At 66.4% G+C, this 20,421-nt stretch carries 15 protein-coding genes and 2 pseudogenes; 7 read left to right on the forward strand and 10 right to left on the reverse strand.

Translation table 11 applies throughout. The features are described 5' to 3' along the window. Nucleotides 1–110 precede the first annotated feature (110 nt). On the forward strand, nucleotides 111–1,130 hold the full coding sequence (locus LJ656_RS07485; protein WP_230508633.1) for an alcohol dehydrogenase: 1,020 nt from the start codon (nucleotides 111–113) through the stop codon (nucleotides 1,128–1,130). Between the two features lie 50 nt (nucleotides 1,131–1,180). Here LJ656_RS07485 and LJ656_RS07490 read toward each other — a convergent pair. Beyond that, nucleotides 1,181–1,384: pseudogene (locus LJ656_RS07490) on the reverse strand (SUMF1/EgtB/PvdO family nonheme iron enzyme); the annotation flags it as partial. 95 nt (nucleotides 1,385–1,479) lie between these two features. Further along, nucleotides 1,480–2,124, reverse strand: a complete 645-nt coding sequence (locus LJ656_RS07495) for a glutathione S-transferase C-terminal domain-containing protein (RefSeq protein ID WP_230508635.1) — start codon at nucleotides 2,122–2,124, stop codon at nucleotides 1,480–1,482. A gap of 69 nt (nucleotides 2,125–2,193) precedes the next feature. Between LJ656_RS07495 and LJ656_RS07500 the strand changes: the two genes are divergently transcribed. Next, nucleotides 2,194–2,862, forward strand: a complete 669-nt coding sequence (locus tag LJ656_RS07500; protein ID WP_230508636.1) for a TetR/AcrR family transcriptional regulator — start codon at nucleotides 2,194–2,196, stop codon at nucleotides 2,860–2,862. A 98-nt stretch (nucleotides 2,863–2,960) separates the two neighbouring features. On the opposite strand, the gene LJ656_RS07505 is transcribed toward LJ656_RS07500, so the two are convergent. The 3 genes and pseudogenes from LJ656_RS07505 to LJ656_RS07515 all read right to left on the reverse strand — a co-directional run bounded on the left by LJ656_RS07505 (nucleotide 2,961) and on the right by LJ656_RS07515 (nucleotide 6,179). Further along, nucleotides 2,961–3,374, reverse strand: a complete 414-nt coding sequence (locus LJ656_RS07505; RefSeq protein ID WP_329958836.1) for a glyoxalase superfamily protein — start codon at nucleotides 3,372–3,374, stop codon at nucleotides 2,961–2,963. A 194-nt stretch (nucleotides 3,375–3,568) separates the two neighbouring features. Next, complete coding sequence (locus tag LJ656_RS07510) at nucleotides 3,569–4,669, reverse strand: NAD(P)-dependent alcohol dehydrogenase (RefSeq protein WP_230508638.1); 1,101 nt, start codon at nucleotides 4,667–4,669, stop codon at nucleotides 3,569–3,571. Between the two features lie 191 nt (nucleotides 4,670–4,860). Continuing rightward, nucleotides 4,861–6,179 (reverse strand): annotated as a pseudogene (locus LJ656_RS07515) (chloride channel protein). A gap of 191 nt (nucleotides 6,180–6,370) precedes the next feature. Between LJ656_RS07515 and LJ656_RS07520 the strand changes: the two are divergent. Together LJ656_RS07520 and LJ656_RS07525 are read left to right on the forward strand one after the other, a co-directional pair. Continuing rightward, on the forward strand, nucleotides 6,371–7,048 hold the full coding sequence (locus LJ656_RS07520; RefSeq protein WP_230508639.1) for a heavy metal response regulator transcription factor: 678 nt from the start codon (nucleotides 6,371–6,373) through the stop codon (nucleotides 7,046–7,048). 8 nt (nucleotides 7,049–7,056) lie between these two features. Then, on the forward strand, nucleotides 7,057–8,472 hold the full coding sequence (locus LJ656_RS07525; RefSeq protein WP_230508866.1) for a heavy metal sensor histidine kinase: 1,416 nt from the start codon (nucleotides 7,057–7,059) through the stop codon (nucleotides 8,470–8,472). Here the strand turns inward: LJ656_RS07525 and LJ656_RS07530 are convergent. Genes LJ656_RS07530 through LJ656_RS07540 form a run of 3 tightly spaced genes read right to left on the reverse strand, consistent with a single transcriptional unit; the run spans nucleotide 8,447 to nucleotide 14,340 of the window. After that, complete coding sequence (locus LJ656_RS07530; RefSeq protein WP_425605911.1) at nucleotides 8,447–9,949, reverse strand: efflux transporter outer membrane subunit; 1,503 nt, start codon at nucleotides 9,947–9,949, stop codon at nucleotides 8,447–8,449. The two genes, LJ656_RS07525 and LJ656_RS07530, sit on opposite strands and share 26 nt — an antisense overlap. 5 nt (nucleotides 9,950–9,954) lie before the next feature. Continuing rightward, a complete protein-coding gene (locus LJ656_RS07535) occupies nucleotides 9,955–11,115 on the reverse strand; it encodes an efflux RND transporter periplasmic adaptor subunit (protein WP_230508641.1) in 1,161 nt (386 codons plus the stop codon). A 9-nt stretch (nucleotides 11,116–11,124) separates the two neighbouring features. Beyond that, complete coding sequence (locus LJ656_RS07540; RefSeq protein WP_230508642.1) at nucleotides 11,125–14,340, reverse strand: efflux RND transporter permease subunit; 3,216 nt, start codon at nucleotides 14,338–14,340, stop codon at nucleotides 11,125–11,127. Nucleotides 14,341–14,613: 273 nt separating this feature from the next. Between LJ656_RS07540 and LJ656_RS07545 the strand changes: the two genes are divergently transcribed. Beyond that, nucleotides 14,614–14,943: a DUF4148 domain-containing protein gene (locus LJ656_RS07545; RefSeq protein ID WP_230508643.1), complete on the forward strand. Its 330-nt coding sequence runs from the start codon at nucleotides 14,614–14,616 to the stop codon at nucleotides 14,941–14,943. Nucleotides 14,944–15,285: 342 nt separating this feature from the next. Here LJ656_RS07545 and LJ656_RS07555 read toward each other — a convergent pair whose 3' ends face one another. Together LJ656_RS07555 and LJ656_RS07560 are read right to left on the reverse strand one after the other, a co-directional pair. Continuing rightward, nucleotides 15,286–16,494 carry a cytochrome P450 gene (locus tag LJ656_RS07555; RefSeq protein ID WP_230508644.1) on the reverse strand — a complete coding sequence of 403 codons (1,209 nt, stop codon included), beginning with the start codon at nucleotides 16,492–16,494 and terminating at the stop codon, nucleotides 15,286–15,288. A gap of 146 nt (nucleotides 16,495–16,640) precedes the next feature. After that, nucleotides 16,641–17,441, reverse strand: coding sequence for a response regulator (locus LJ656_RS07560; protein WP_230508645.1), 801 nt, complete (start codon nucleotides 17,439–17,441; stop codon nucleotides 16,641–16,643). 338 nt (nucleotides 17,442–17,779) lie between these two features. On the opposite strand from LJ656_RS07560, the gene LJ656_RS07565 reads away from it, so the two are divergent. Then, a complete protein-coding gene (locus LJ656_RS07565) occupies nucleotides 17,780–19,060 on the forward strand; it encodes an epoxide hydrolase family protein (protein ID WP_230508646.1) in 1,281 nt (426 codons plus the stop codon). A gap of 83 nt (nucleotides 19,061–19,143) precedes the next feature. Further along, a complete protein-coding gene (locus LJ656_RS07570; RefSeq protein WP_230508647.1) occupies nucleotides 19,144–20,412 on the forward strand; it encodes a phthiocerol/phthiodiolone dimycocerosyl transferase family protein in 1,269 nt (422 codons plus the stop codon). Nucleotides 20,413–20,421: the final 9 nt, after the last annotated feature.

Below are 20,421 nucleotides of genomic sequence, written 5' to 3' on the forward strand. Positions count from 1 at the left end.
GCGTTTCCGCCGCCAAACGGCGGGGCGCGCGCCGATCGCTGTGCCGTTCCCGTCCCCGTGCGACGTGCTCACCGATCCCGCACGGTTCCTTCCCTACCAAGGAGTAAGCGATGCGAAAGATGCAGGCAGTGCAAGTAGCGAAAGCCGGCGGTCCGCTGGAACTCGTCGAACGCGAAGTGCCGGAACCGCCCGAAGGACATGTGCTCGTGAAGGTCCAGGCGTGCGGGATCTGCCATAGCGACTCGATGACGAAAGAAGGGCACTGGCCGGGGCTGCAGTTTCCGCGCGTGCCCGGTCACGAGATTGCCGGCGTGATCGACAAGCTCGGCGCGCGCGTCGACGACTGGCAAGTCGGCCAGCGCGTCGGCGTGGGTTGGCACGGCGGCCACTGCGGTCATTGCGAACATTGCCGGCATGGCGACTTCGTGCTGTGCAAGCGCGGCCAGATTCCCGGCATCAGCTACGACGGCGGCTACGCGGAATATATGGTCGCGCCGCAGGAAGCGCTCGCGCGGATGGCCGAAGACCTGTCCGACGTCGACGCTGCGCCGCTCCTTTGCGCGGGGATCACCACCTTCAACGCGCTGCGCAACAGCGGCGCGCGCGGCGGCGACGTGGTCGCGATTCTCGGTATCGGCGGGCTCGGCCATCTCGGCGTGCAGTACGCGCGCAAGCTCGGCTTCGTGACGGTGGCGATCGCGCGCGGCCAGGACAAGGCGCCGCTCGCGCGGCAGCTGGGCGCGCATCACTACATCGACAGCGCGTCGCAGAACGTCGCCGAAGCGTTGCAGGCGCTCGGCGGCGCGCGCGTGATCCTGGCCACCGCGACGAGCGGCAAGGCGATGAGCGCGGCGCTCGGCGGCCTCGGTCTGAACGGCAAGCTGATCATGGTCGGCGTATCCGAAGAGCCGGTCGAAGTGCCGATCACGCAGTTCATCATGGGCCGCCATTCGGTGCAGGGCTGGCCGTCGGGCACCGCGGCGGATTCGACCGAAACGCTCGCGTTCAGCGCGCTGGCCGGCGTGAAGCCGATGATCGAGGAGTATCCGCTGTCGCGCGCGGCCGAGGCCTACGACCGGATGATGAGCGGCAAAGCGCGCTTTCGGGTCGTGCTGAAGCCGGGCGCGTGAAGAAGTGAGCGGGGCGGGGCAGGCCTCATATCCACGCCCACGCCCCCATTTCACTGCACGTTCGCCACTTTCCCGCCATCGGCCGCCGGCATTTCGCGCACCACGCGGAAGCCGAAATAGCCGCGCCGCACGCCGACCGGCACCGCGGCGCGGCTCGCCGCCCGCACGAACGACGGCACGTTCGACCACGACCCGCCGCGAATCACGCGCCGGGTGCAGCTGGCGGCGTCATGGACGTTGCCGTCGATGTTTTCGTGGGCGCTGTGCGATAGCGTTGCTGCGAAGCTTGCGCTCGAACTGGCAGGCGGCGACCGCGGCCGCCGTGACGTTCACCTGGCAAGCGCCTCAATCACGCCGCCTCTGCATTGCGCCTCTGCTGTTCCTCGGCATACAACGCGAACTCTTCGGCGAACGCCTTCGCCACCGCGGGCCGGCGCGCGATGCGTTCGTAGTAAGCGTGCACCGCCGGCCACTCCGCGAGCTCGACGCCGCTATATTGCGCCCAGTTCAATACGGTGACCAGATAGGCATCCGCCACCGTGAAGTGGTCCAGCAGAAATTCGCGTTCACGTAGGTGCTGTTCGAGCAGATTCAGGCGCAGCGCAACTCTCTTGAGCGTATAGCTGCGCACGTCATCGGTCGCGAGCGGATCGAGCAGCGGAACGAATACACCCTTATGAAGCTCGGTGCTGATGAATCCAAGCCACTCCTGCAGTTTTGCGCGCTGCGCGGTGCCGGATTTCGGCGCGAGTTGCGCGGCCGGAAACGCATCGGCGACATACGGCAGGATCGCGGTGTTTTCTCGTAGCAGCCAGCCTTCGTCGGTACGGAGCACCGGTACCTGGCCGAGCGGATTGATGGGGTAGAAATCGGTGCCGTCACGCAACCGCTTCGACTTCGTATCCACTTCGACAAAGCGCGCGTGCACGCCGGCCTCGTAGAGCGAAATGCGCGTGGCAAGCGAACACGCGAGCGGCGAAAAGTAAAGTTCCATGCGGATGTCTCCCGGGCGTTGAAGTTTTTGTACTATAGTGAACAAAAATCGACGGCGCCACATATTTTTATGCATACCGGTACAAAAAATGACAAGCGGCCACGCGGCCGCCCTCGCAACTACGATTCGCATCAGGCACTGAGCGATGCACGCGACGCCTTCTGGCACAGCGGTTATTCGGGCACGTCGCTCGATACGCTGAGCGAGGCGACCGGCATGAACCGGCCGAGTCTGTACAGCGCGTTCGGCGACAAGCACGCGCTTTATCTGGACACGCTCGATCGCTACATCGAACTCGGCCGCAATGCGATGCAAGCCGCGCTGGATGGCGATCGCCCGTTGGCCGACGCGTTGCTGGCTGTCTATGAGAGCGCGCTGGCGCTTTATCTGCCGCTGGGCGAGGTGCCGCGTGGCTGTTTCCTGATCGGCACCGCGACGGTGGAATCGAGAGCGGACGCCGAGGTACGCGAAAGGCTCGCGCGCGGTCTCGATACGTTCGATGCCGAGTTCACGCGACGGCTCGAACGCGCGCAAGCAGAAGGCGAACTCGACGCAGCGGCGAATCCGGCGCTGCTCGCGAAAGTCGCATCTGCGTTGTTGCACAGTCTCGCGTTGCGCTCGCGCGCGGGCGATTCACGCGAGTCGCTGCGAGCGACCGTTCAGGCTGGGGTTGCATTGATTTGCGGCAGGCCGCCCGCGGCGCAGGTGCCAGGCAAGCGGCGCAAGCCGAAGCGCTAGCGGGGCAGCGACGCGAGGGAGCGGAGCGGCGAGAGGCGGGGGGCTGAAATCGACAAGCCGAACTTTGCGCCCACGCTGGCCCGACAACGAGCGCTCATTCACTCTGGCGCAAGCTGGCAAAAACTCAGGCGATTGCCGAACGGATCGGTGATCAGCATTTGCCGTCCCCAGTCGACGGTTTCCACGCCGGGCCGCGCATATCGGTAGTGCTTCGCCTGTAACTCCCGATGCAGCGAATCGATATCGTCGACCGGCAGAAACACGGCCGAGCCGGGGGTGCCGTCGCCGTAATGCTCGCTCAGATGGAACACGACGTTGTCGCGTTTGATCTGTGCGTAGAGCGGTAGATCGTCGGCGAAGCGGTGTTCCCAGTCGAGCGTGAAGCCCAGATAGTCGAGATAGAACTCGTAAGCTGTCTGGACCGAGAAGATGCGCAGAATCGGAATGGCGTTGCGAAGGGTCATGGCATCACGTTCCTGTGTGTGATTCGCGACGAGCTGGTTGTATTTGATGACCTTGCGCTGCTGGTACCGTTTCGAAATCGAAAACGACCGCTGCGAGATTTTGCATGGTTATGGTTCTGCTACCGTTTTTAGGCGCCTATTCTGAATATCGGTCCGCGAAAGCGCAATCGGCATCACGCATAAAGTTCGCAGCGTGACGGCCCCCGGAGCCCCGCCACGCGCATCAACATCTCCCGCACCAGTCAATGCGGCTTGATCGCCACCTTCAGCACCCCGTCGCGCTGATTCGCAAACAGTTCGTAAGCGGTAACGATGTCGTCGAGCCTGTACTGATGCGTGACCAGCGCGCCGAGATCGACGCGGCCCGATTCGATCACGTTCATCAAACGCCGCATCCGCTCTTTTCCGCCGGGACACAGCGCGGTATTGATCTTGTGATCGCCGAGGCCGGCCGCGAATGCCGACAGTGGAATAGTCAGATCGGACGAGTAGACGCCGAGACTCGACAGCGTGCCGCCCGGTTTCAGAATCCGTAGCGCCGATTCGAAGGTGCCCTGAGTGCCGAGCGCCTCGATCGACGAATCCACGCCGCGGCCGCCGGTCAGCTTGAGAATCTCGTCGACCACATCGCAATTTTTGAAGTTCAGCGTGACGTCGGCGCCCATCTTGCGGGCCATCTCCAGACGATGATCGTTGCCGTCGACCGCGATAATCGTGGTCGCGCCCAGCAGCCGCGCGCCCGCGGTCGCACACAGACCGATCGGTCCTTGCGCGAATACCGCCACCGTGTCGCCGATGCGGATGTTCGCGTTCTCCGCGCCCTTGAAACCGGTCGACATGATGTCGGGGCACATCAGCACCTGCTCGTCGGTCAGGCCGTCGGGCACCGGCGCGAGGTTGGCCTGCGCGTCCGGCACCAGCACGTATTCGGCCTGGGTGCCGTCGATCAGATTGCCGAAACGCCAGCCTGCGGTCGCCTTGTAGCCGTGGCAACCGCATTGGCCTTTGGCGATCAGATAGCTGCCGTCCTGCGAAGCGACGCCGTCCTGCGCCGCGTACGAATTGAAATTCGGGCAGATCGCGCCGGCGATCACGCGCTGGCCTTCCTCGTAGCCGCTCACCGCGCTGCCGAGCTTTTCGATCACGCCGACCGGCTCGTGGCCGACCGTCAGGCCTTTGGCGACCGGGTATTCGCCTTTCAGAATGTGCACGTCGGTGCCGCAGATCGTGGTGGTCGTGATGCGCACCAGCGCATCGTTCGCGCCCACGTCGGGCAATGGTTTATCCGTCAGTTCGATGCGGCCGGGTTCGATGAATACGGCAGCTTTCATCATCGCGCTCATCAACATCTCCTTTCGTTAAGGTCAACGGGACTCGCAACGGGGCGCGCGCAGGTCTTGCGGGCGAGAGCGCGACGCCACTTTAAATTAGCAGATGCGCGGCGATCGGCAGAAGTCCTGAGGAAAATCGACACCGCTGCTGCCGGGGTGCCGGGATTGCGGCATGCGCGACGGCATGCACGACCCGACCCGCGTCAGGAGTTCACTCGCTCGGTGACGGAAGCGGTGACGGTGGCGTCGGCGACCGCCGCGGCTTCGGACGACGGTGCCTTCACGCGCAGCGCCAACAGCGCCGGGATCGCCCGGAACGTCGCCACCGATCCCGCCACCGCGAGCAACAGCGGAAACAGCAGATCGTGACTCGCATGGGTGAACTCCACGATCAGCACGACAGCGGTAAGCGGCATCTGCATCGATGCGGCGAGGAACGCACCGGCCCCGATCAGTGCACAGGCAGCGGGCGCAACGCCGGGCAACACGCCGTTCCACGCGCTCGCCAGCACGATCGCGAGCAGCGCCCCGTTCGTCAGTCCCGGCGTCAGGAGGCCGCCTTCGGCACCGGCGCGCAACGTCGCCGCTTCGATCGCGACTTTCAGAACCAGCAGCGTAACGGCGAGTCCGGTGCCCAGATGCCCGCCGAACGACAGCGCGGCCGCCCCCTTGCCGTTCCCGGCCAATTGTGGAAACCAGACCACCAGCAGGCCGATCGCCGCGAAATTGACGACCGACAGGCCGAGCAACTCGACGCCTCGCGGCGCGCGGGCCCGCGCGGCGGAGGTTAGCCGGACGAACAGCCAGGCGGCGAGGCCGAACAGCGGGCCGCACAGCGCCGCCCATCCCAACAACGCGGAGCTGCCGCTGAACGCGGGCACCACGTATTGCTGCTGGTTGCCGAGCCCGGCCCACGCGACCACCGCGGCGAGCGTCGACGTGACCAGCGCGGCGACCATCGCGCGCGGCGCGAACGAGCCGAGCAGCACTTCGAGCACGAATACCGCTCCGCCGAGCGGCACGTTGTAGACGGCGGCGAGACCCGCGCCGGCGCCACAGGCGACGAGCAGCCGGCACTCGTCGCGGGACAGACCTGCGCAATGCGCGATTCGGCCCGCCAGCAGCGCGCCGGCTTCGCGCGGCGCGACTTCGCGACCGAGCGGCGAGCCCAGCGCGACCGTGACGATCTGCAAAAGAGCGTGGGCGATGGTGCTGAGCACCGGCATGCGCGGATCGGCGGACGCGACCGCCTTGCGAACACTGATCAGCGGTTGGCCGAATCGATACAGCGTCGCCCAACCCGCGCCGGCCACAAGCATAGGGCGAGCACGCGACGCGAAGCGGAAGCGTCGCTGACGCCCTGGAGGAAACTGTCGCCGGCGCCGTAGCCGAACGCGAGGTGCTGGATCGCGTGGAGCAGCAATGCGAGCGTCATGCCGGCTAATCCGGCGCCGATGCCGACGAGAACGGTGACGACTGCGAGCTTGAGCGGGCGGGGCGCGGCGAAAGACGACGAAGCCATGGTGTGGAGGCCAAAAATTCGGGATAACCCGCATACTACCGACCTCAATCCATGTTTCAACCGAATAATTAGTATTAATTCATGATTTATCTACATGATCGACGAAGAGCGCGTTCCGGGCGCACAGCGCGGCCTGCCGCGGGCAGGCGAGCGCATACAATTGAGCCGGACTGACTGCCAACAGAACGACAATGCGCATTCTCGTGATCGAAGACGAGCCGAAAACCGGCGCGTACCTGAAGAAGGGTTTTGAAGAATCCGGCTACACGGTAGACGTCGCCGCGGACGGCGCCGAAGGTTTGCTGCTCGCCAAAGAAGTCGCGTACGACGTGATCGTGCTGGACGTGATGCTGCCCGCAATGGACGGCTGGGCGGTGCTCAAGGCGCTGCGCGCGACGCACGCCACCCCGGTGCTGTTCCTGACCGCGCGCGATGACATCAGCGACCGCGTCAAAGGCCTCGAACTGGGCGGCGACGACTACCTGGTCAAGCCCTTCGCGTTCGTCGAACTGCTGGCGCGGGTCCGCACGCTGGCCCGCCGTGGGCCGCCGCGCGAGAGCGATCTGCTGTCGCTCGGCGAGCTCGAAGTGGATGTCACGAGGCGCCGCGTGAAGCGCGGCGCGACGCGCATCGACCTCACGCCGAAGGAATTCTCGCTGCTGCAACTACTGGTGCGCCGGCAGGGCGAAGTGCTGACGCGCACGCAAATCGCGTCCTACGTATGGGACATGAACTTCGACAGCGACACCAACGTCGTCGAAGTCGCGATCCGCCGGCTGCGCGCGAAAGTCGACGACGGCTTCGACGTCAAGCTGATCCATACGGTGCGCGGCGTCGGCTATGTCGCCGAAATCAAGGATTCCCTCTGATGGCGCGCATCGCGCTGCGCTCGCTGACCACCGGGCTTGCGCTCAGTTTCGCCGGCACCACGCTCGCCGTGTTCGCGTTGGTCGGCAGCACGCTTTATTTCACGCTCGATCGCGAGGTCAAACAGCAGGACGATCTCGACATCGTGCTGATCGCCCGGCATACGCGGCGCCTCGCCGAGGAGTTGCACGACGAGCAGGACGTGCGTGAGCACGCCGACCGGCTGACCAGTCAGGTGCTCGGCCATAGCGCGCTGTCGATGGCGGTACTCGGCGCGAACGGCGCGCAACTGATCGAGCACAACACGGCCGGCATCGCCGATCCGGCCTTTCCGCAAACGCCGCTCGCGCGCCGTCTCGGGCCGGCGCAGCGGATCGCCGAGGCCGACGTCGTCGGGTGGCGCAGCGCGCGCGGCGTGCCGGTGCGCGGACTCGCGACCGAAGCCGCGCTCACCGACGGCACGCCGGTCACCATCGTGATCGCGCGCGACATGACCGACCGCTGGCTGCTGCTCGACCGCTACCGCGAGCGGCTCTACGGTTTCGGCTTCGCCGGCATGCTGCTGGCGTTCCTGATGAGTTGGCTGCTGGTGCGCGCGGCGCTGCGCCCGCTGCGCGAGATCGCGGCCAGCGCCGCGACGATCACGGTCGACCGGCTCGGCACGCCGATCGAAATGAAGCGCGCGCCGAGCGAACTGGTCGAGCTGGCGACGGCGCTCAACGCGATGCTCGAACGCCTGCACGGCGGCTTCGAGCGGATGTCGCAGTACACCGCCGACCTCGCTCACGATATGCGCACCCCGCTCGGCAACCTGCGCGGCGCGACCGAAGTCGCGCTCGTGCGCCCGCGCAGTCCCGCCGAATACGAGGCGCTGCTCGAATCGAATCTGGAGGAATGCGACCGGCTTTCGCGCATGATCGAGAGCGTGATTTTTCTCGCGCGCGCCGAGCATCCGCAGTTTCTCACCACGCTCGAGGAGTTCGATGCCCACGCGGCTCTCGGTCAGATCGCCGACTATTTCGAAGGTCTGGCAGACGACGCGGGCGTGACGATTCGCGTGCAGGGCGAAGGGCGGCTGCGCGCGGACAAGGAACTGGTCCGGCGCGCGCTCAGCAATCTGCTCGCCAATGCGCTGCGCTATACACCGCGCGGCGGCGCGATCGTGTTGAGTGTCGAGCAAACCCCGGCGGCGCTCGAGCTGAGTGTTTTCAACCCGGGCCCGCCGATCGATCCGGCGTTGCTCGAACGCATTTTCGACCGCTTTTATCGCGCCGATGCATCGCGCCACAACGAAGCGCGCGCGGGCGCTTCGGCCGGCCTCGGACTCGCGATCGTGCGCACCATCATGGCGCTGCACGGCGGCTCCGCGCGCGCCGAGAGCGACGCAACGGGGACCCGCTTCATCCTGAGGTTCGCGCGGCCGTAACCGGCGCAGCCGGAGCAGCCGTAGCCGCAGCAACCGGAGCCTCGAGCGACGCGCGCGCCCAGCCGCCGCCGAGCGCCTGCAGCAGGCTCACGCTCGCGGCGAGTCGGCGCGCCGCGATCTGTTCGTCGGTGCGCCGGTTATCGAGCGCGATGGTTTGGGCGGTCACCACGTCCAGATAGCTCACCGCGCCCGCCCGATAGCGATTGGTCGTGAGCGTCAGCGACAACTGCGCGGCGGCGCTCGCGCGCTGCTGGGTCTGCGCTTCGCCGGCCAGCGTCGCGAGCGCGCTCAGCTCGTCTTCGACCTGCTGGAACGCGACCAGCACGGTTTGCCGGTAAGCGGCGACGGCCGCGTCGTATTGCGCGTTCGCGCCTTTCAGCGACGCGGCGTGGCGGCCGCCGTCGAACAGCGTGCCCGCCAGTTGCGAACCGAGCGACCAGAACAGGCTCGGCGCGCTCAGCCAGGGCGCGAAGAACGTGCTTTCGAGGCCAGCGCTTGCCGACAGCGTGAGATCCGGATAGAACGCGGCGCGCGCTTCGCCGATCCGCGCGTTGGCCGCCGCCACGCGGCGCTCGGCGGCGGCGATGTCGGGGCGCCGTTCGAGCAGCGCCGACGGCACGCCCGCGGGAACAGTGGGCACCATCGCGGGCTCGGCGCGCGCGGCCAGCGTGAAGGTCGAAGCGGGCACGCCGATCAGCGTGGCGATCGCATGCTGCAGTTGCGCGCGCTGCACGTCGAGGTCGCTGGCCTGGGTGCTCGTGCTTTCGAGCTGGGTGCGGGCCTGGGCGACCGCGGAGGCGTCGACCGCGCCATCGTCGAATTGCTGCTGCACGATGCGCAGCGCGGCGCGATACGCGTCCACGGTATCGTCGAGCAGTTGCTTCTGGCGATCGACCGAGCGTAACGCGAAGTAGTCCGTAGCAAGCTGGCTCGTGACCGACAGACGCACCGATTCGAGGTCCGCCGCGCTCGCCTGCGCATTCGCGCGCGCTTCGGCGGTCGCGTTGCGCACGCGTCCAAACAGGTCGGGTTCCCAGCTGGCGGTCACGCCGGTCGCAAAGTCGGGAATCGTTTTGCCCGCGACCGAGCGGTCCTGCAGATTCTGCGAGGTGCGGTAGCGCTGCGCCGCCACGCCGGCCGACACGCTCGGCGCATACCCTGCGCTCTGATAGCCGATCAGCGCGCGAGCCGCGGCGAGATTGGCCACTGCCTCGCGGACGGTCTGGTTCGATATGTCCACGCGGGCTTCGAGTTGATCGAGCTGAGGGTCGCCGAACACGGTCCACCAGGGGCCGCGCGCGTTCGCGTCGGCCGGCGCGGCGACGCTCCAGCCGGGGCTCGCGTCCGGGCTCGCGTAGTGCGCGGGTACGTCGAGCGACGGCGCGCTGTATGGCGGCAACGTCGAGCAGGCCGCCAACGCGGTTACCGCGCTGGCGGCGACGATGGTTCGGAGTACGGCGGAAATGGCGCACACGATGAACCTCACGATGCTTTCGCTGGGCTCGCGCCGGCCGCCGCCACGCGTACGCGCTGGCCGGCGGCGAGTGCGTCGCCCGGGTTGTCGATCACCTGATCGCCCGCCGCGAGCCCGCTGGCGATTTCCACGTAGGTGCCGAAGTCGCGGCCGATCGTCACCGTGCGCAAGCGCACCTCGTGCTGCGCATCCACCAGCGCGATGGTGACGCCGTCCGGGCGAAACAGCAGCGCGCTCACCGGTAGTTCGAGCGCGGGCGAGCGCGCGGTGAGCGCGAGATGCACTTGCGCGTACGCGCCGGGCAACAGCGCGCCGTCGCGATTGTCGAGGTCCAGTTCCACGCGTAGCGTGCGGCTCGCCGGGTCGAGCGCGTTGGCATTACGCGCGACGCTCGCCTCGAAGCGGCGCCCCGGATATTGCGGCGTCGTCAACCATGCGCTGGTGTCGGGCGTGACCAGACCGGCGTCGTCCTGCGGTACGTCGACGTATACGCGCAGTCGATCGGTCTGCGCGACATGAAACAGCTCACCGGTCGGCGCCGCAAGGCCGGGCGCACCGCCCGCGGTCACGAGCGCGCCGACCTGCACGTTGCGCGCGGTAACCACGCCGTCGAACGGGGCCGTCAGATTCTGGTACGACACGAGTTCCTGCAGCCGTGCGACGTTGGCCCGCGCCGCGTCGAGCGCGGCGAGCCTGGCGGCCGCGTCGCTGCTCTTCGCCTGCGCGTCCTGCTCGGATACCGACTGGCTTTGCAGCATCGTCTGCCAGCGCTGCGCGGTGCTGCTGGCAAAGCGATAGTTCGCCTCGGCGGTGGCCGCGTCGGCGCGCGCCTGCTGAAGTTGCGCGTCGAGTTCCGGCGCGTCGATACGCGCGAGGCTCTGGCCGGCCTTGACGTGCGCGCCGATATCGGCGGACCAGTGCTGCACATAGCCGCTGGTGCGCGCATAGATCGGCGCATCGGCCCACGCCGAGACCGAACCGGGCAGCAGCAGGTCCTGTGTCGCGGGCGCGCGCGTTGGCGCGACCGTGGCGACGACGATCTCGCGTTGCGCGGCGAGTTGCTGCGTCTGCGCGGTGCGGGCTTCGAGCCGCGGCACGATGCCAACGGCGAGCAGAGCGGCCGCGGCGCATGCGAGGCCGCCGGCGAGTGCGGTGCGGGAGCGGTTCATCGGGAATCCTTATTCAACGGAGGTGGGTTGGCCAACCCGCGCGCGATCGTCGGCCGCGCGCGCGGCGCGGCGCTTCGCGAGCCAGCCGTGCACGAGGCCGGAGACGACCGGCACGAACACGAGCGTGGCGACGGTGCCGATCGCGAGGCCACCGATCACCGCGCGTCCGAGCGGCGCATTCTGTTCGCCGCCGTCGCCGAGACCGAGCGCCATCGGCAGCATGCCGATCAGCATCGCGAGCGCGGTCATCAGCACCGGCCGGAAGCGTTTGACGCCCGCGTCGAGCGCGGCGGCGAGCGGCGCGCTGCCGGCGTCGAGCGACTCCCGCGCGGAGGTCACGACGAGAATGCTGTTAGCCGTCGCAATGCCCATGCACAGGATCGTGCCGGTGAGCGCCGGCACACTGAGCGTGGTCTGCGTGACGAACAGCATCCACGCGACGCCGGCCAGCGAGCCAGGCAGAGCGCTGACGATGATCAGCGGATCGAGCCACGACTGGAAATTGACGACCATCAGCAGGTAAACCAGCGCGATCGCGAAGGCCAGCCCCGCGGCGAGCCCATCGAACGACGTGTTCATCGACTGCACCTGGCCGCGGATCACGATCGACGAACCAGGCGGCAGTTGCGCGCGCGCCGCGTCGACGAGCCGGCTCACATCCGCGGCGACGCCGCCCAGGTCGCGTCCTTGCGTCGATGCGTAGATGTCGAGTACGGGCTGCACGTTGTAGTGCGACACCACCGCCTGCTGCGAGCCGCGCGAGACCGTACCGAGCGTGCCGAGCTGGCTGGGCGCGGAGCCCGTGACCGCTTGCGTCGTCAACGGCAGATTGGCCAGCGTTTGCAGCGAGTGGAGGTCGTATTGCGGCACTTCGGTGACGAGCGGATAGCTGACGCCGTTGGCCGGATCGAGCCAGAAATTCGGCGTGGTCTGCGAACTGCCCGACAGCGCGATCAGCAGGTTTTGCGCGACGTCGTGCTGGGTCAGGCCCGCCTGCAACGCCCTCGTGCGATCGACGTCGAGGTTAAGCGTCGGTTCGTCGCCGGGCTGCTGGATGCGCGCATCGACGAGGCCGCGCACGCCGCGCAGCTGCTCGAGCAGACGGTTCGCGACCAGCCGGTTTTGCGCGAGTCGATTGCCGACGACCTGCACGTCGATCGGCGCGGGCTGGCCGAAGTTCAGGATCTGGCTGACGATATCGGCGGGCAGGAAGGCGAACGTCACGCCCGGAAACGACGCATTGAGCACGTTGCGTAGCCGGGCTACGTATTGCGCGGTCGGCGCGTGCTTCGCTGCGAGCGTGACCAGGATGTCGGCGTCCGCCGAGCCGATCGGCTGCGCGGAGTCGTAGGTGAGATTGATGCCGCTCACCGGCACGCCGATGTTGTCGAGCAGCGCGCGCTGTTCGGCAGCTGGAATCACAGCGCGTATTTTTGCCTCGACCTCGTCGGTGAGACGGGCGGTTTCCTCGATCCGCGTGCCGGTCGGGGCGCGCAGATGCAGGCGGATTTCGCCGGTATCGACCGCGGGGAAGAAGTCGCGGCCCGTGAACGGCACCAGCACGAGCGAACCGGCACACAGCGCGAGCCACAGCACGACGAAGCGCCCGCGCTGCGCGAGAGCCGCCCGAAGCAGCCGCTGATATCTGTCGCGCAGCGTCTCGAAGCGCCGTTCGAAGTGCGCCTGAAAGCGGGTGAGCGCGGCGCCGATGCCGCCGATGCCGCCGGCGGGCCGCGCGCCGGATTCGCGCGTGCGAAGCAGGTACATCGCGAGTGTGGGGATCAGCGTGCGCGAGAACAGGTACGACGCGCCCATCGCGAAGACCACCGCTTCGGCGAGCGGCACGAACAGGTAACGCGCGACGCCCGAGAGCAGGAACATCGGCAGGAACACGACGCAGATCGCGAGCGTTGACACGAACGTCGGCAGCGCGATTTCTCCGGAGCCGTTCAGGATCGCGTCGTGCAGCGCGGCGCCGCGCTCCAGATGATGGGTGATGTTTTCGATCGCGACCGTCGCGTCGTCGACGAGTATCCCGACTGCCAGCGCGAGGCCGCCGAGCGTCATGATATTGATCGTCTGGCCGAGCGCCGCCAGCGCGATCAACGACGTGAGCACGGCGAGCGGGATCGTCACCGCGATGATCAGCGTGGCGCGCCAGCTGCCGAGAAACAGCAGGATCATCGCGGCCGTCAGGCAGGCGGCGATCAGCGCCTCGCGCACGACGCCCGTGATCGCCGACTTGACGAACACGGATTGATCGGACAGCGGCGTGATCCTGAGCGCGCCCGGCAGGCCCGCGGCGATTTTCGGCAGCTTCGCCTTGACCTGGTCGATGATCGTGAGCGTCGACGCGCTGCCGGTTTTCTCCACTGTCAGCAGGGCCGCGCGTTTGCCGTCGGCGCGCACGATATTGGTCTGCGGCGCATAGCCGTCGATCACGTGCGCGACATCGCGCAGGTACACCACGCTGCCGTTCACCGTCTTGACCGGCAGATCGTTGAGCGCGGCGACCGTGCGGGTGCTGCCGTTCATCTCGACGTTGTATTCGCGCGCGCCGATTTTGGCGCTGCCGCCGGGCAGGATCAGGTTCTGCGCATTGACGGCGTTCACCACGTCGGCGGGTGTGAGGCCCTTCGCCTGCAGCGCCTTCGGGTCGAGCTGCACCATGATCTGGCGGATCTTGCCGCCGTAGGGCAGCGGCACCGCCGCTCCCTGCACGGTGGCGAGCTGGGTCCGGATGAAGCTGTTGCCGAGATCGTAAAGCGACTGCTCGGGAAGCGTCGCGCTGGACAGTCCCAACTGCAGCACCGGCACCGTCGACGCGTTGTACGTGATGATGTTCGGCGGTAACGTGCCCGGCGGCAGGATGCGCAGAATCGACGCGGAGTTCGACGCTGCCTCGGCGATCGCGCGGTTGATGTCCGCGCCCGGATGGAAGAACACCTTCACGACCGCCACGCCGTTCAGCGATTGCGATTCGATGTGCTCGATGTCGTCGACGTCGGAGGTCAGTGCGCGCTCGTAACTCGACGTGATGCGGTGCGCCATGTCCTCGGCGGAAAAGCCGTTGTAGGTCCAGACGATGCTGACCACGGGGATGTCGATGTTCGGAAAGATGTCGGTGGGCGTGCGCAGGATCGCAAGCGGCCCGAGGATGAAGAGCAGCACGGCGAGCACGATGAACGTGTACGGCCGTCTGAGGGCCAGTTTGACGATCCACATGGGCGTGTCCGGATTGAAGCGGCAATGGCGCCAGTATCGGCAGCGCGCGCTTACCCGCGGCTGACCTCGACATTACGAATTTGTCATCTGTGCGCGCGGCTGCCGCGCTCCGCGTGCGATGGGCCGGCGCAGATAACAAAGTCGTAACCCGCGGGTCAGCTTCGGGTCAGCGCCCGGAGGCCAGACTGCAGTCAACCTTCGCGATCGAAGCTAAGGGCGGCTCAGGCGGCATCACTTCCGGATGCGGCGGCCATTGACTGATAGGTGAACAACATGAAAGCACTCGTTTCGACTTTGCTCGTTGCATGCGCATTGGCCGCGCCGGTCGCCGCATTCGCTCAGAGCGCCGACGCACCCGTTACGCATGCGCAGGTGGTCGCCGACTTCGTGCGACTGGAGCAGGCCGGGTATCGTCCGTCGGCCACCGCTTACGACTATCCGAACGACATTCAGCACGCGGAGGCGATCGTCGCGCAGGGAGCGGGCACGAACACGGCAGCCGGCGCGGCGGCGGTCGGCGGCGTCGCGCTGACGGGCAGTTCGCAGGCGGGTGCGCCGGTGCTTACCGCGCTGCGGCAGCAGTCGATTTATGCGGGGCACTGAGGGGTACTGAGCGGGCACTGAGGGGCACTGAACGGGCGGCGCGCGGCGGATGGGATCGCGCGGCCCGGTCTGCCGGTCGCAAAAGCGACCCGCACAGTGCCGCACAGTCGTGAACCGGTGATGAATCCGGGCGACCCGGTGTCGTCCGGGTCAAGCGCGGTTTTCTGCCGACCGACGCCGAATCCGCATGGGCGCGCCGCGTGCTCGACGCGATCGCTGCGGGTAGTGCGGGCGCGATCGCGGTGGACGGCAAACTGGTCGACCGGCCGGTCGTCGAGCGGGCCAAAGCGATCGTCGCGCAGTTGGGCTGACAAGTCCGCGCGGGTTGTTCAGCCACCTTGCTCAACCCGCGTTGGTCCGCACGCGCAATGACGTCACGCCGCGCAGGTTGTTGCGCCGATGCCAGCTCAATCCCTCCAGATCCACCGGACTCATCGCCGGGAAGCGCGTGAGCAGCGCGCGCATCGCGACCTCGAGTTCGAGCGCGGCGAGCCGTGCGCCGAGGCAATAGTGAATCCCCGCGCCGAACGCGACCGAAGGCGTGCTTGCGTGGCGCGCGAAGTCCAGCGTTTCCGGGTCGGTGAACGCGGCCGGGTCGCGATTCGCCGACCCGGTCAACATGAATACGACCGAGCCGCGCGCGAGCGTCACATCGCCCAGTGAAATGTCTTCGAACGCGGTGCGCACCAGCATCTGCACCGCGCCGTCGTAGCGCATGCATTCGGCGATCGCGCGCGGCATCAGCGCGGGGTCGCGCTGCAACGCCGCCATCTGCTCGGGATGGCGAAACAGCGCGATCGTCATGTTGCCGATCATGTTCGACGTCGTTTCGTGGCCGGCGATAAACAGCAGCACCGCGTTCGATACGACTTCGTCGTCGCTGAGCCGCGCGCCCTCGTCCTCGACGCTCAGCATCGCGGAGACCAGATCGTCGCCCGGTTGCGCGCGGCGCTGTTCGATCACGCCATGGAAGTAGCGCTCGAGCGTGAGCGCCGCTTCGTCGGCCGCCTGTAAGCCGGCTGCGTCGAGCGGCGCGAGGTCGAAGGCGGCCACCAGCCGGCTGGCCGCCTCGCCCAATGCGGTCGCATCGGCCACCGGCACGTCGAGCAGCCGGCAGATGATCCGCACTGGCAACGGCAATGCGAAATCGCCGACCAGATCGAACTCGGCGCGCGTGCCGATCTGTTCGAGCAACTCGTGCGTGGTCGCCTCGACGATCGAAGTCAGCTTTTCGATGCCACGCGCGTTGAAGGTTTTCATCAGCAGCGCACGCAGCCGCGTATGCGCGGGCGGATTCATCATCAGCAACGTGCGGTTCAACGACTGGAACACCGGTTGCCCGGTCGCGTCCGCGCCGTAGCGCGCGGCCACGCTTTGCAGATAGGTCTTGCCCATGCGCGGGTCGCGCAGCAATGCGTCGATGATCGCGAAGCGTCCGGTCACGAACGCATTCGGCCCGACCGGCAGGATCGGTCCGACGGCACGAATCTTTTCGTAGAGCGGATAGGGATTGGCGAAGAACGCGGGTGAGGAGAAGTCGGAAAATTGCATGTCTTTGGTGGACGGTTAGGCCAGCGATCGTGGATTGGTGTTCTGCTGCTTGCCGAAATGCGTGCGGAACACGCCGTTGGCCGGTGTCGCGATGGCCGCGATCATATCGTGGCGAGCCATCGCGTCGTTGGGAAAGTGGAGATGGTTCAACATCCGGCCAGCGACAACGCCGCGCGCGATCGTCTCACGTACGGCTGCTCGACGCGTTCCTGCGCCTGCCGCGGCACCGCGCTGACCGACGCGGCCAGAATGTAGCCCTCGTTGCGCAACGTCTTGATGTAGCGCGCCGCACGCGCGGTGTCGTTCAGCTTCTGGCGCAGCCGGCTCACCAGCAGATCGATCGAGCGGTCGAACGGATCGGCGTGGCGGCGCTGCGTGAGGTTGAGCAACTGGTCGCGCGTCAACACGCGGTGCGCGTGATTCAGAAACACCCGCAGCAAACGATATTCGGCGCCGCTGAGCGCGACGACCGTGTCGTCGGATTCGAGCAGATGGCGCGCGGTGGTGTCGAGACGCCATTCGCCGAAGCGGAGCACCGGCGTGTCGTCGACCGGCTGCAAATCCGGCGGCAACATCCGGGTCCGGCGCAGCACCGCGCGAATCCGCGCGAGCAGTTCGCGAGTCTGGAACGGCTTGGCGATGCAGTCGTCCGCGCCCATCTCCAGCCCGATGATGCGGTCGGTGACATCGCTGCGCGCGGTCAGCATCACGACCGGCACCGCGCGATGCGTTTCGCGCAGCGCACGATACAGTGCGAGGCCGTCTTCGCCGGCCAGCGCGAGGTCGAGCACGATCAGGTCGGGCGTATGCCGGCCCAGATAGCGATGCATCTCCCTTCCGTTGCACGCGGTCGACACCTGCATGCCGTTGCGCTCGAGATAGCTGGTGACCAGGTCGAGAATGCCGCGGTCGTCGTCGATGACCAGTATGTGATCGATTTTTTCCATGATCGTCAGAAGCGCGACAGAAGGGCTGTCGATACGCTGTTGGCAGATTAATCGGAAGCGGGCGATTGGGCCATTCGATTGTGGATTGAGTCGGCAGATGATTAAGGATAAGACGCCCTATACCTTCGTATAACGCGACTCCCTACCAATAGAGAATAGGCTTCGGCCAGTCGATGTTGATACCCGGCATACGAAACATTACATTGCCGACAAACTGCGGATACACCGCCTGTATTAAATGAGCGGCGACAGTGCCACAAACGATTGCCGGCGCGGCAGCGCCGCGCTGGCGTGTCGCCCGGGCCGATTCGCCCCTTGCTCATCAACAGGATGCCAATATGTCTGCAAACGATTTTTCTCCAATGCGGCGCAATCTGCTTGCCGCTTCCGCCGCGGCCGGCGCATTTGCATTGTTTCCGCAAGCCATCTATGCGGCTACACAAAGCGCGGAAATCCGCCCATTCAAGGCGAATATCCCGGACGCTTTATTGATCGATTTACGGCAGCGGCTCGCCAATACCCGTTGGCCCGCGAAGGAAACCGTCGGCGACGAATCGCAGGGCGTGCCGCTCGCGCGAATGCAGCAATTGATCCAGTACTGGGGCAGCGATTACGACTGGCGCAAGGGCGAAGCGAAATTGAATGAATTTCCGATGTACGTCACCGAAATCGATGGGCTCGATATCCACTTCATTCACGTGCGCTCGCGCCACGACAACGCGCTGCCGATGATCATGACGCACGGCTGGCCCGGCTCGATCTTCGAGTTGACCAAGGCGATCCGTCCGCTGACCGATCCCACCGCGTTCGGCGGCAGCGCCGACGACGCGTTCCACGTGGTCGTGCCGTCGCTGCCGGGCTTCGGCTTCTCGGGCAAGCCGACCACGCCGGGATGGGGCTCGGATCATATCGCGCGTGCGTGGGGCGAACTGATGGCGCGCCTCGGCTATGCGCGCTTCGTATCGCAGGGCGGCGATTGCGGTTCGGTCGTGTCGCACCGGATGGCGATGCAGCACGTGAAAGGGCTGATCGGGATTCACGTGAACATGCCGGCGACGGTGCCGCCCGACATCGCGAAGTCGCTCGCGCTCGGCGAGCCTGCACCCGGCGGTCTGTCGGCGGACGAAAAGCGCGCGTACGAAAAGCTCAATGTGTTCTACCGCGACAACTGCGGGTATTCGGCGATGATGGTCACGCGCCCGCAGACGGTCGGCTATGCGCTGGCCGATTCGCCGGTCGGCCAGGCGGCGTGGATGTACGACAAGATTTCGCAATGGACCTATAGCGGCGGCATTCGCGAACGCTCGCTGAGCCGCGACGAAATTCTCGACGATATCTCCCTTTATTGGCTGACCAATAGCGCGACGTCGTCCGCGCAGATTTACTGGGAAGATCATTCGAATAACTTCAATGCGGTGGATATCGCGCTGCCGACCGCCATTACCGTTTTTCCGGGGGAGATTTATCAGGCGCCGCGCAGTTGGGCGGAACGCAGTTACCACAACCTCGTGTACTTCAATTCGGTCGATAAGGGCGGCCATTTCGCCGCGTGGGAAGAACCGTTGTTGTTTGCGCAGGAAGTACGCGCGGGCTTCAGGCCGATGCGCAAGCTGGCTTGAGGGCACGACGCGTGCCGCCGGCTTTAGCGTACGACGCCGCGCGCGTCGATCTCTTCTGCTTCTTTTTTAAAACGGAAAACCAGATGCAAAACCCGCAAATCAACCCCAATATCGCCCCGAGACAGACGCCGGATTTAATTCGGCCGCTTGGAAGTACCGAACATCTGTTCTGGCTGATCGACCGCAACCGGTCGATTCACTTCACGCTGGTCGCGGAAATCGACCGCGTGTTGACACGCAGCGCGTGGAATGCGGCATTGCTCGCGCTTCAGCAGCGGCATCCATTGCTGTGCGCGCGGATCGTTGCCGATGGGGTGGCCGCGCCGGCGTTCCAGCGCGATCCCGCCGCGCGCATTCCGCTGCGCGTGGTCGAGAATGTGCAGCAAGCGTGGCAAGTGGAAGCCGCGGTCGAATTGAGCGGGCCGTTCGACTGGTCGAACGCGCCGCTGCTGCGCGTGACCTTGTTGCAGCACGCGAGCGGGTCGACCATCGTGCTCGCCGCGCATCACGCGGTGCTCGACGGCATGGGCGGCGCGTATCTGCTCGAAGATCTGCTGCGCGCGCTTGCCGGCGGCTCGCTGGCGCCGCTGCCCGTCGCCCCGCCGCTCGAAAGTCTGTTGAGAACGCAGATGGACTCGGCCGCCGTCTCCGGCCCACCCGCGCCGGCTCCTGAGGCCAAGGCGTTCCGGCCCGCCGTCGGCGCGCGGGCCGAAGTTGCCGCGCTGGCGCTCAGCGCGCAACTGACGCAAGCCATCGCGGAACGCGCGCGGATCGAGCGCACCACCGTGCACGGCGCGGTCGCGGCGGCGGTGCATGAAGCGGGGCGGCGTATCTCGCGAACGTGGCGTGAGCGGCCAGTTCGCACCGTATCGCCGATCGACGTACGCGCAACGGTCGGCGGGATGGGCCGAGCTAACGGCGTGTACATCACCCAGACTATTACCGTCGACGAGCGCCCGCGTGGCGCGCCGTTCTGGGACGCGGCGCGCGACGTGAAGGCGCAACTCGCACCGGCGCAAACGCTGGCATCGGTCGCGCAGGAAATCAAAGCGCTCGATGGCTTCATCACGACGAATCCGTCGATCGAACACGCTGCCGGTTTTCTGTCGCACGTGCTTGCGTTCGACGTGCTGCTGTCGAACCTCGGCCGCGAGCCGATCGCGTCGAGCTATGACGGCTTTACGCTGAACGCGCTGTGGGGGCCGATCGTCAGCTCGGGTTTCGCCGACGATCAGGTGATCGGGGTCTGCACGCTCGGCGGTGTACTCCGGTTGACCCAGGCGAGCTACAACGCGCTGCCGGGGTTGCTCGATGAAGTGCAGACCGTGTTGGGCGAAGCGGTTGCGGTTTGACGCGGTTTG

Source organism: Paraburkholderia sejongensis, from assembly GCF_020880815.1.
In the GTDB taxonomy this organism is placed as follows: Bacteria; Pseudomonadota; Gammaproteobacteria; order Burkholderiales; family Burkholderiaceae; genus Paraburkholderia; species Paraburkholderia sejongensis.

What these genes read in the sequence shown, in the direction of transcription:
- LJ656_RS07485 (WP_230508633.1), top strand. Translation starts at nt 111, where the DNA reads ATGCGAAAGATGCAGGCAGTGCAAGTAGCGAAAGCCGGCGGTCCGCTG.
- LJ656_RS07495 (WP_230508635.1), bottom strand. Translation starts at nt 2,124, where the DNA reads ATGGAACTTTACTTTTCGCCGCTCGCGTGTTCGCTTGCCACGCGCATT.
- LJ656_RS07500 (WP_230508636.1), top strand. Translation starts at nt 2,194, where the DNA reads ATGCATACCGGTACAAAAAATGACAAGCGGCCACGCGGCCGCCCTCGC.
- LJ656_RS07510 (WP_230508638.1), bottom strand. Translation starts at nt 4,669, where the DNA reads ATGAGCGCGATGATGAAAGCTGCCGTATTCATCGAACCCGGCCGCATC.
- LJ656_RS07520 (WP_230508639.1), top strand. Translation starts at nt 6,371, where the DNA reads ATGCGCATTCTCGTGATCGAAGACGAGCCGAAAACCGGCGCGTACCTG.
- LJ656_RS07535 (WP_230508641.1), bottom strand. Translation starts at nt 11,115, where the DNA reads ATGAACCGCTCCCGCACCGCACTCGCCGGCGGCCTCGCATGCGCCGCG.
- LJ656_RS07540 (WP_230508642.1), bottom strand. Translation starts at nt 14,340, where the DNA reads ATGTGGATCGTCAAACTGGCCCTCAGACGGCCGTACACGTTCATCGTG.
- LJ656_RS07545 (WP_230508643.1), top strand. Translation starts at nt 14,614, where the DNA reads ATGAAAGCACTCGTTTCGACTTTGCTCGTTGCATGCGCATTGGCCGCG.
- LJ656_RS07555 (WP_230508644.1), bottom strand. Translation starts at nt 16,494, where the DNA reads ATGCAATTTTCCGACTTCTCCTCACCCGCGTTCTTCGCCAATCCCTAT.
- LJ656_RS07560 (WP_230508645.1), bottom strand. Translation starts at nt 17,441, where the DNA reads ATGGAAAAAATCGATCACATACTGGTCATCGACGACGACCGCGGCATT.
- LJ656_RS07565 (WP_230508646.1), top strand. Translation starts at nt 17,780, where the DNA reads ATGTCTGCAAACGATTTTTCTCCAATGCGGCGCAATCTGCTTGCCGCT.
- LJ656_RS07570 (WP_230508647.1), top strand. Translation starts at nt 19,144, where the DNA reads ATGCAAAACCCGCAAATCAACCCCAATATCGCCCCGAGACAGACGCCG.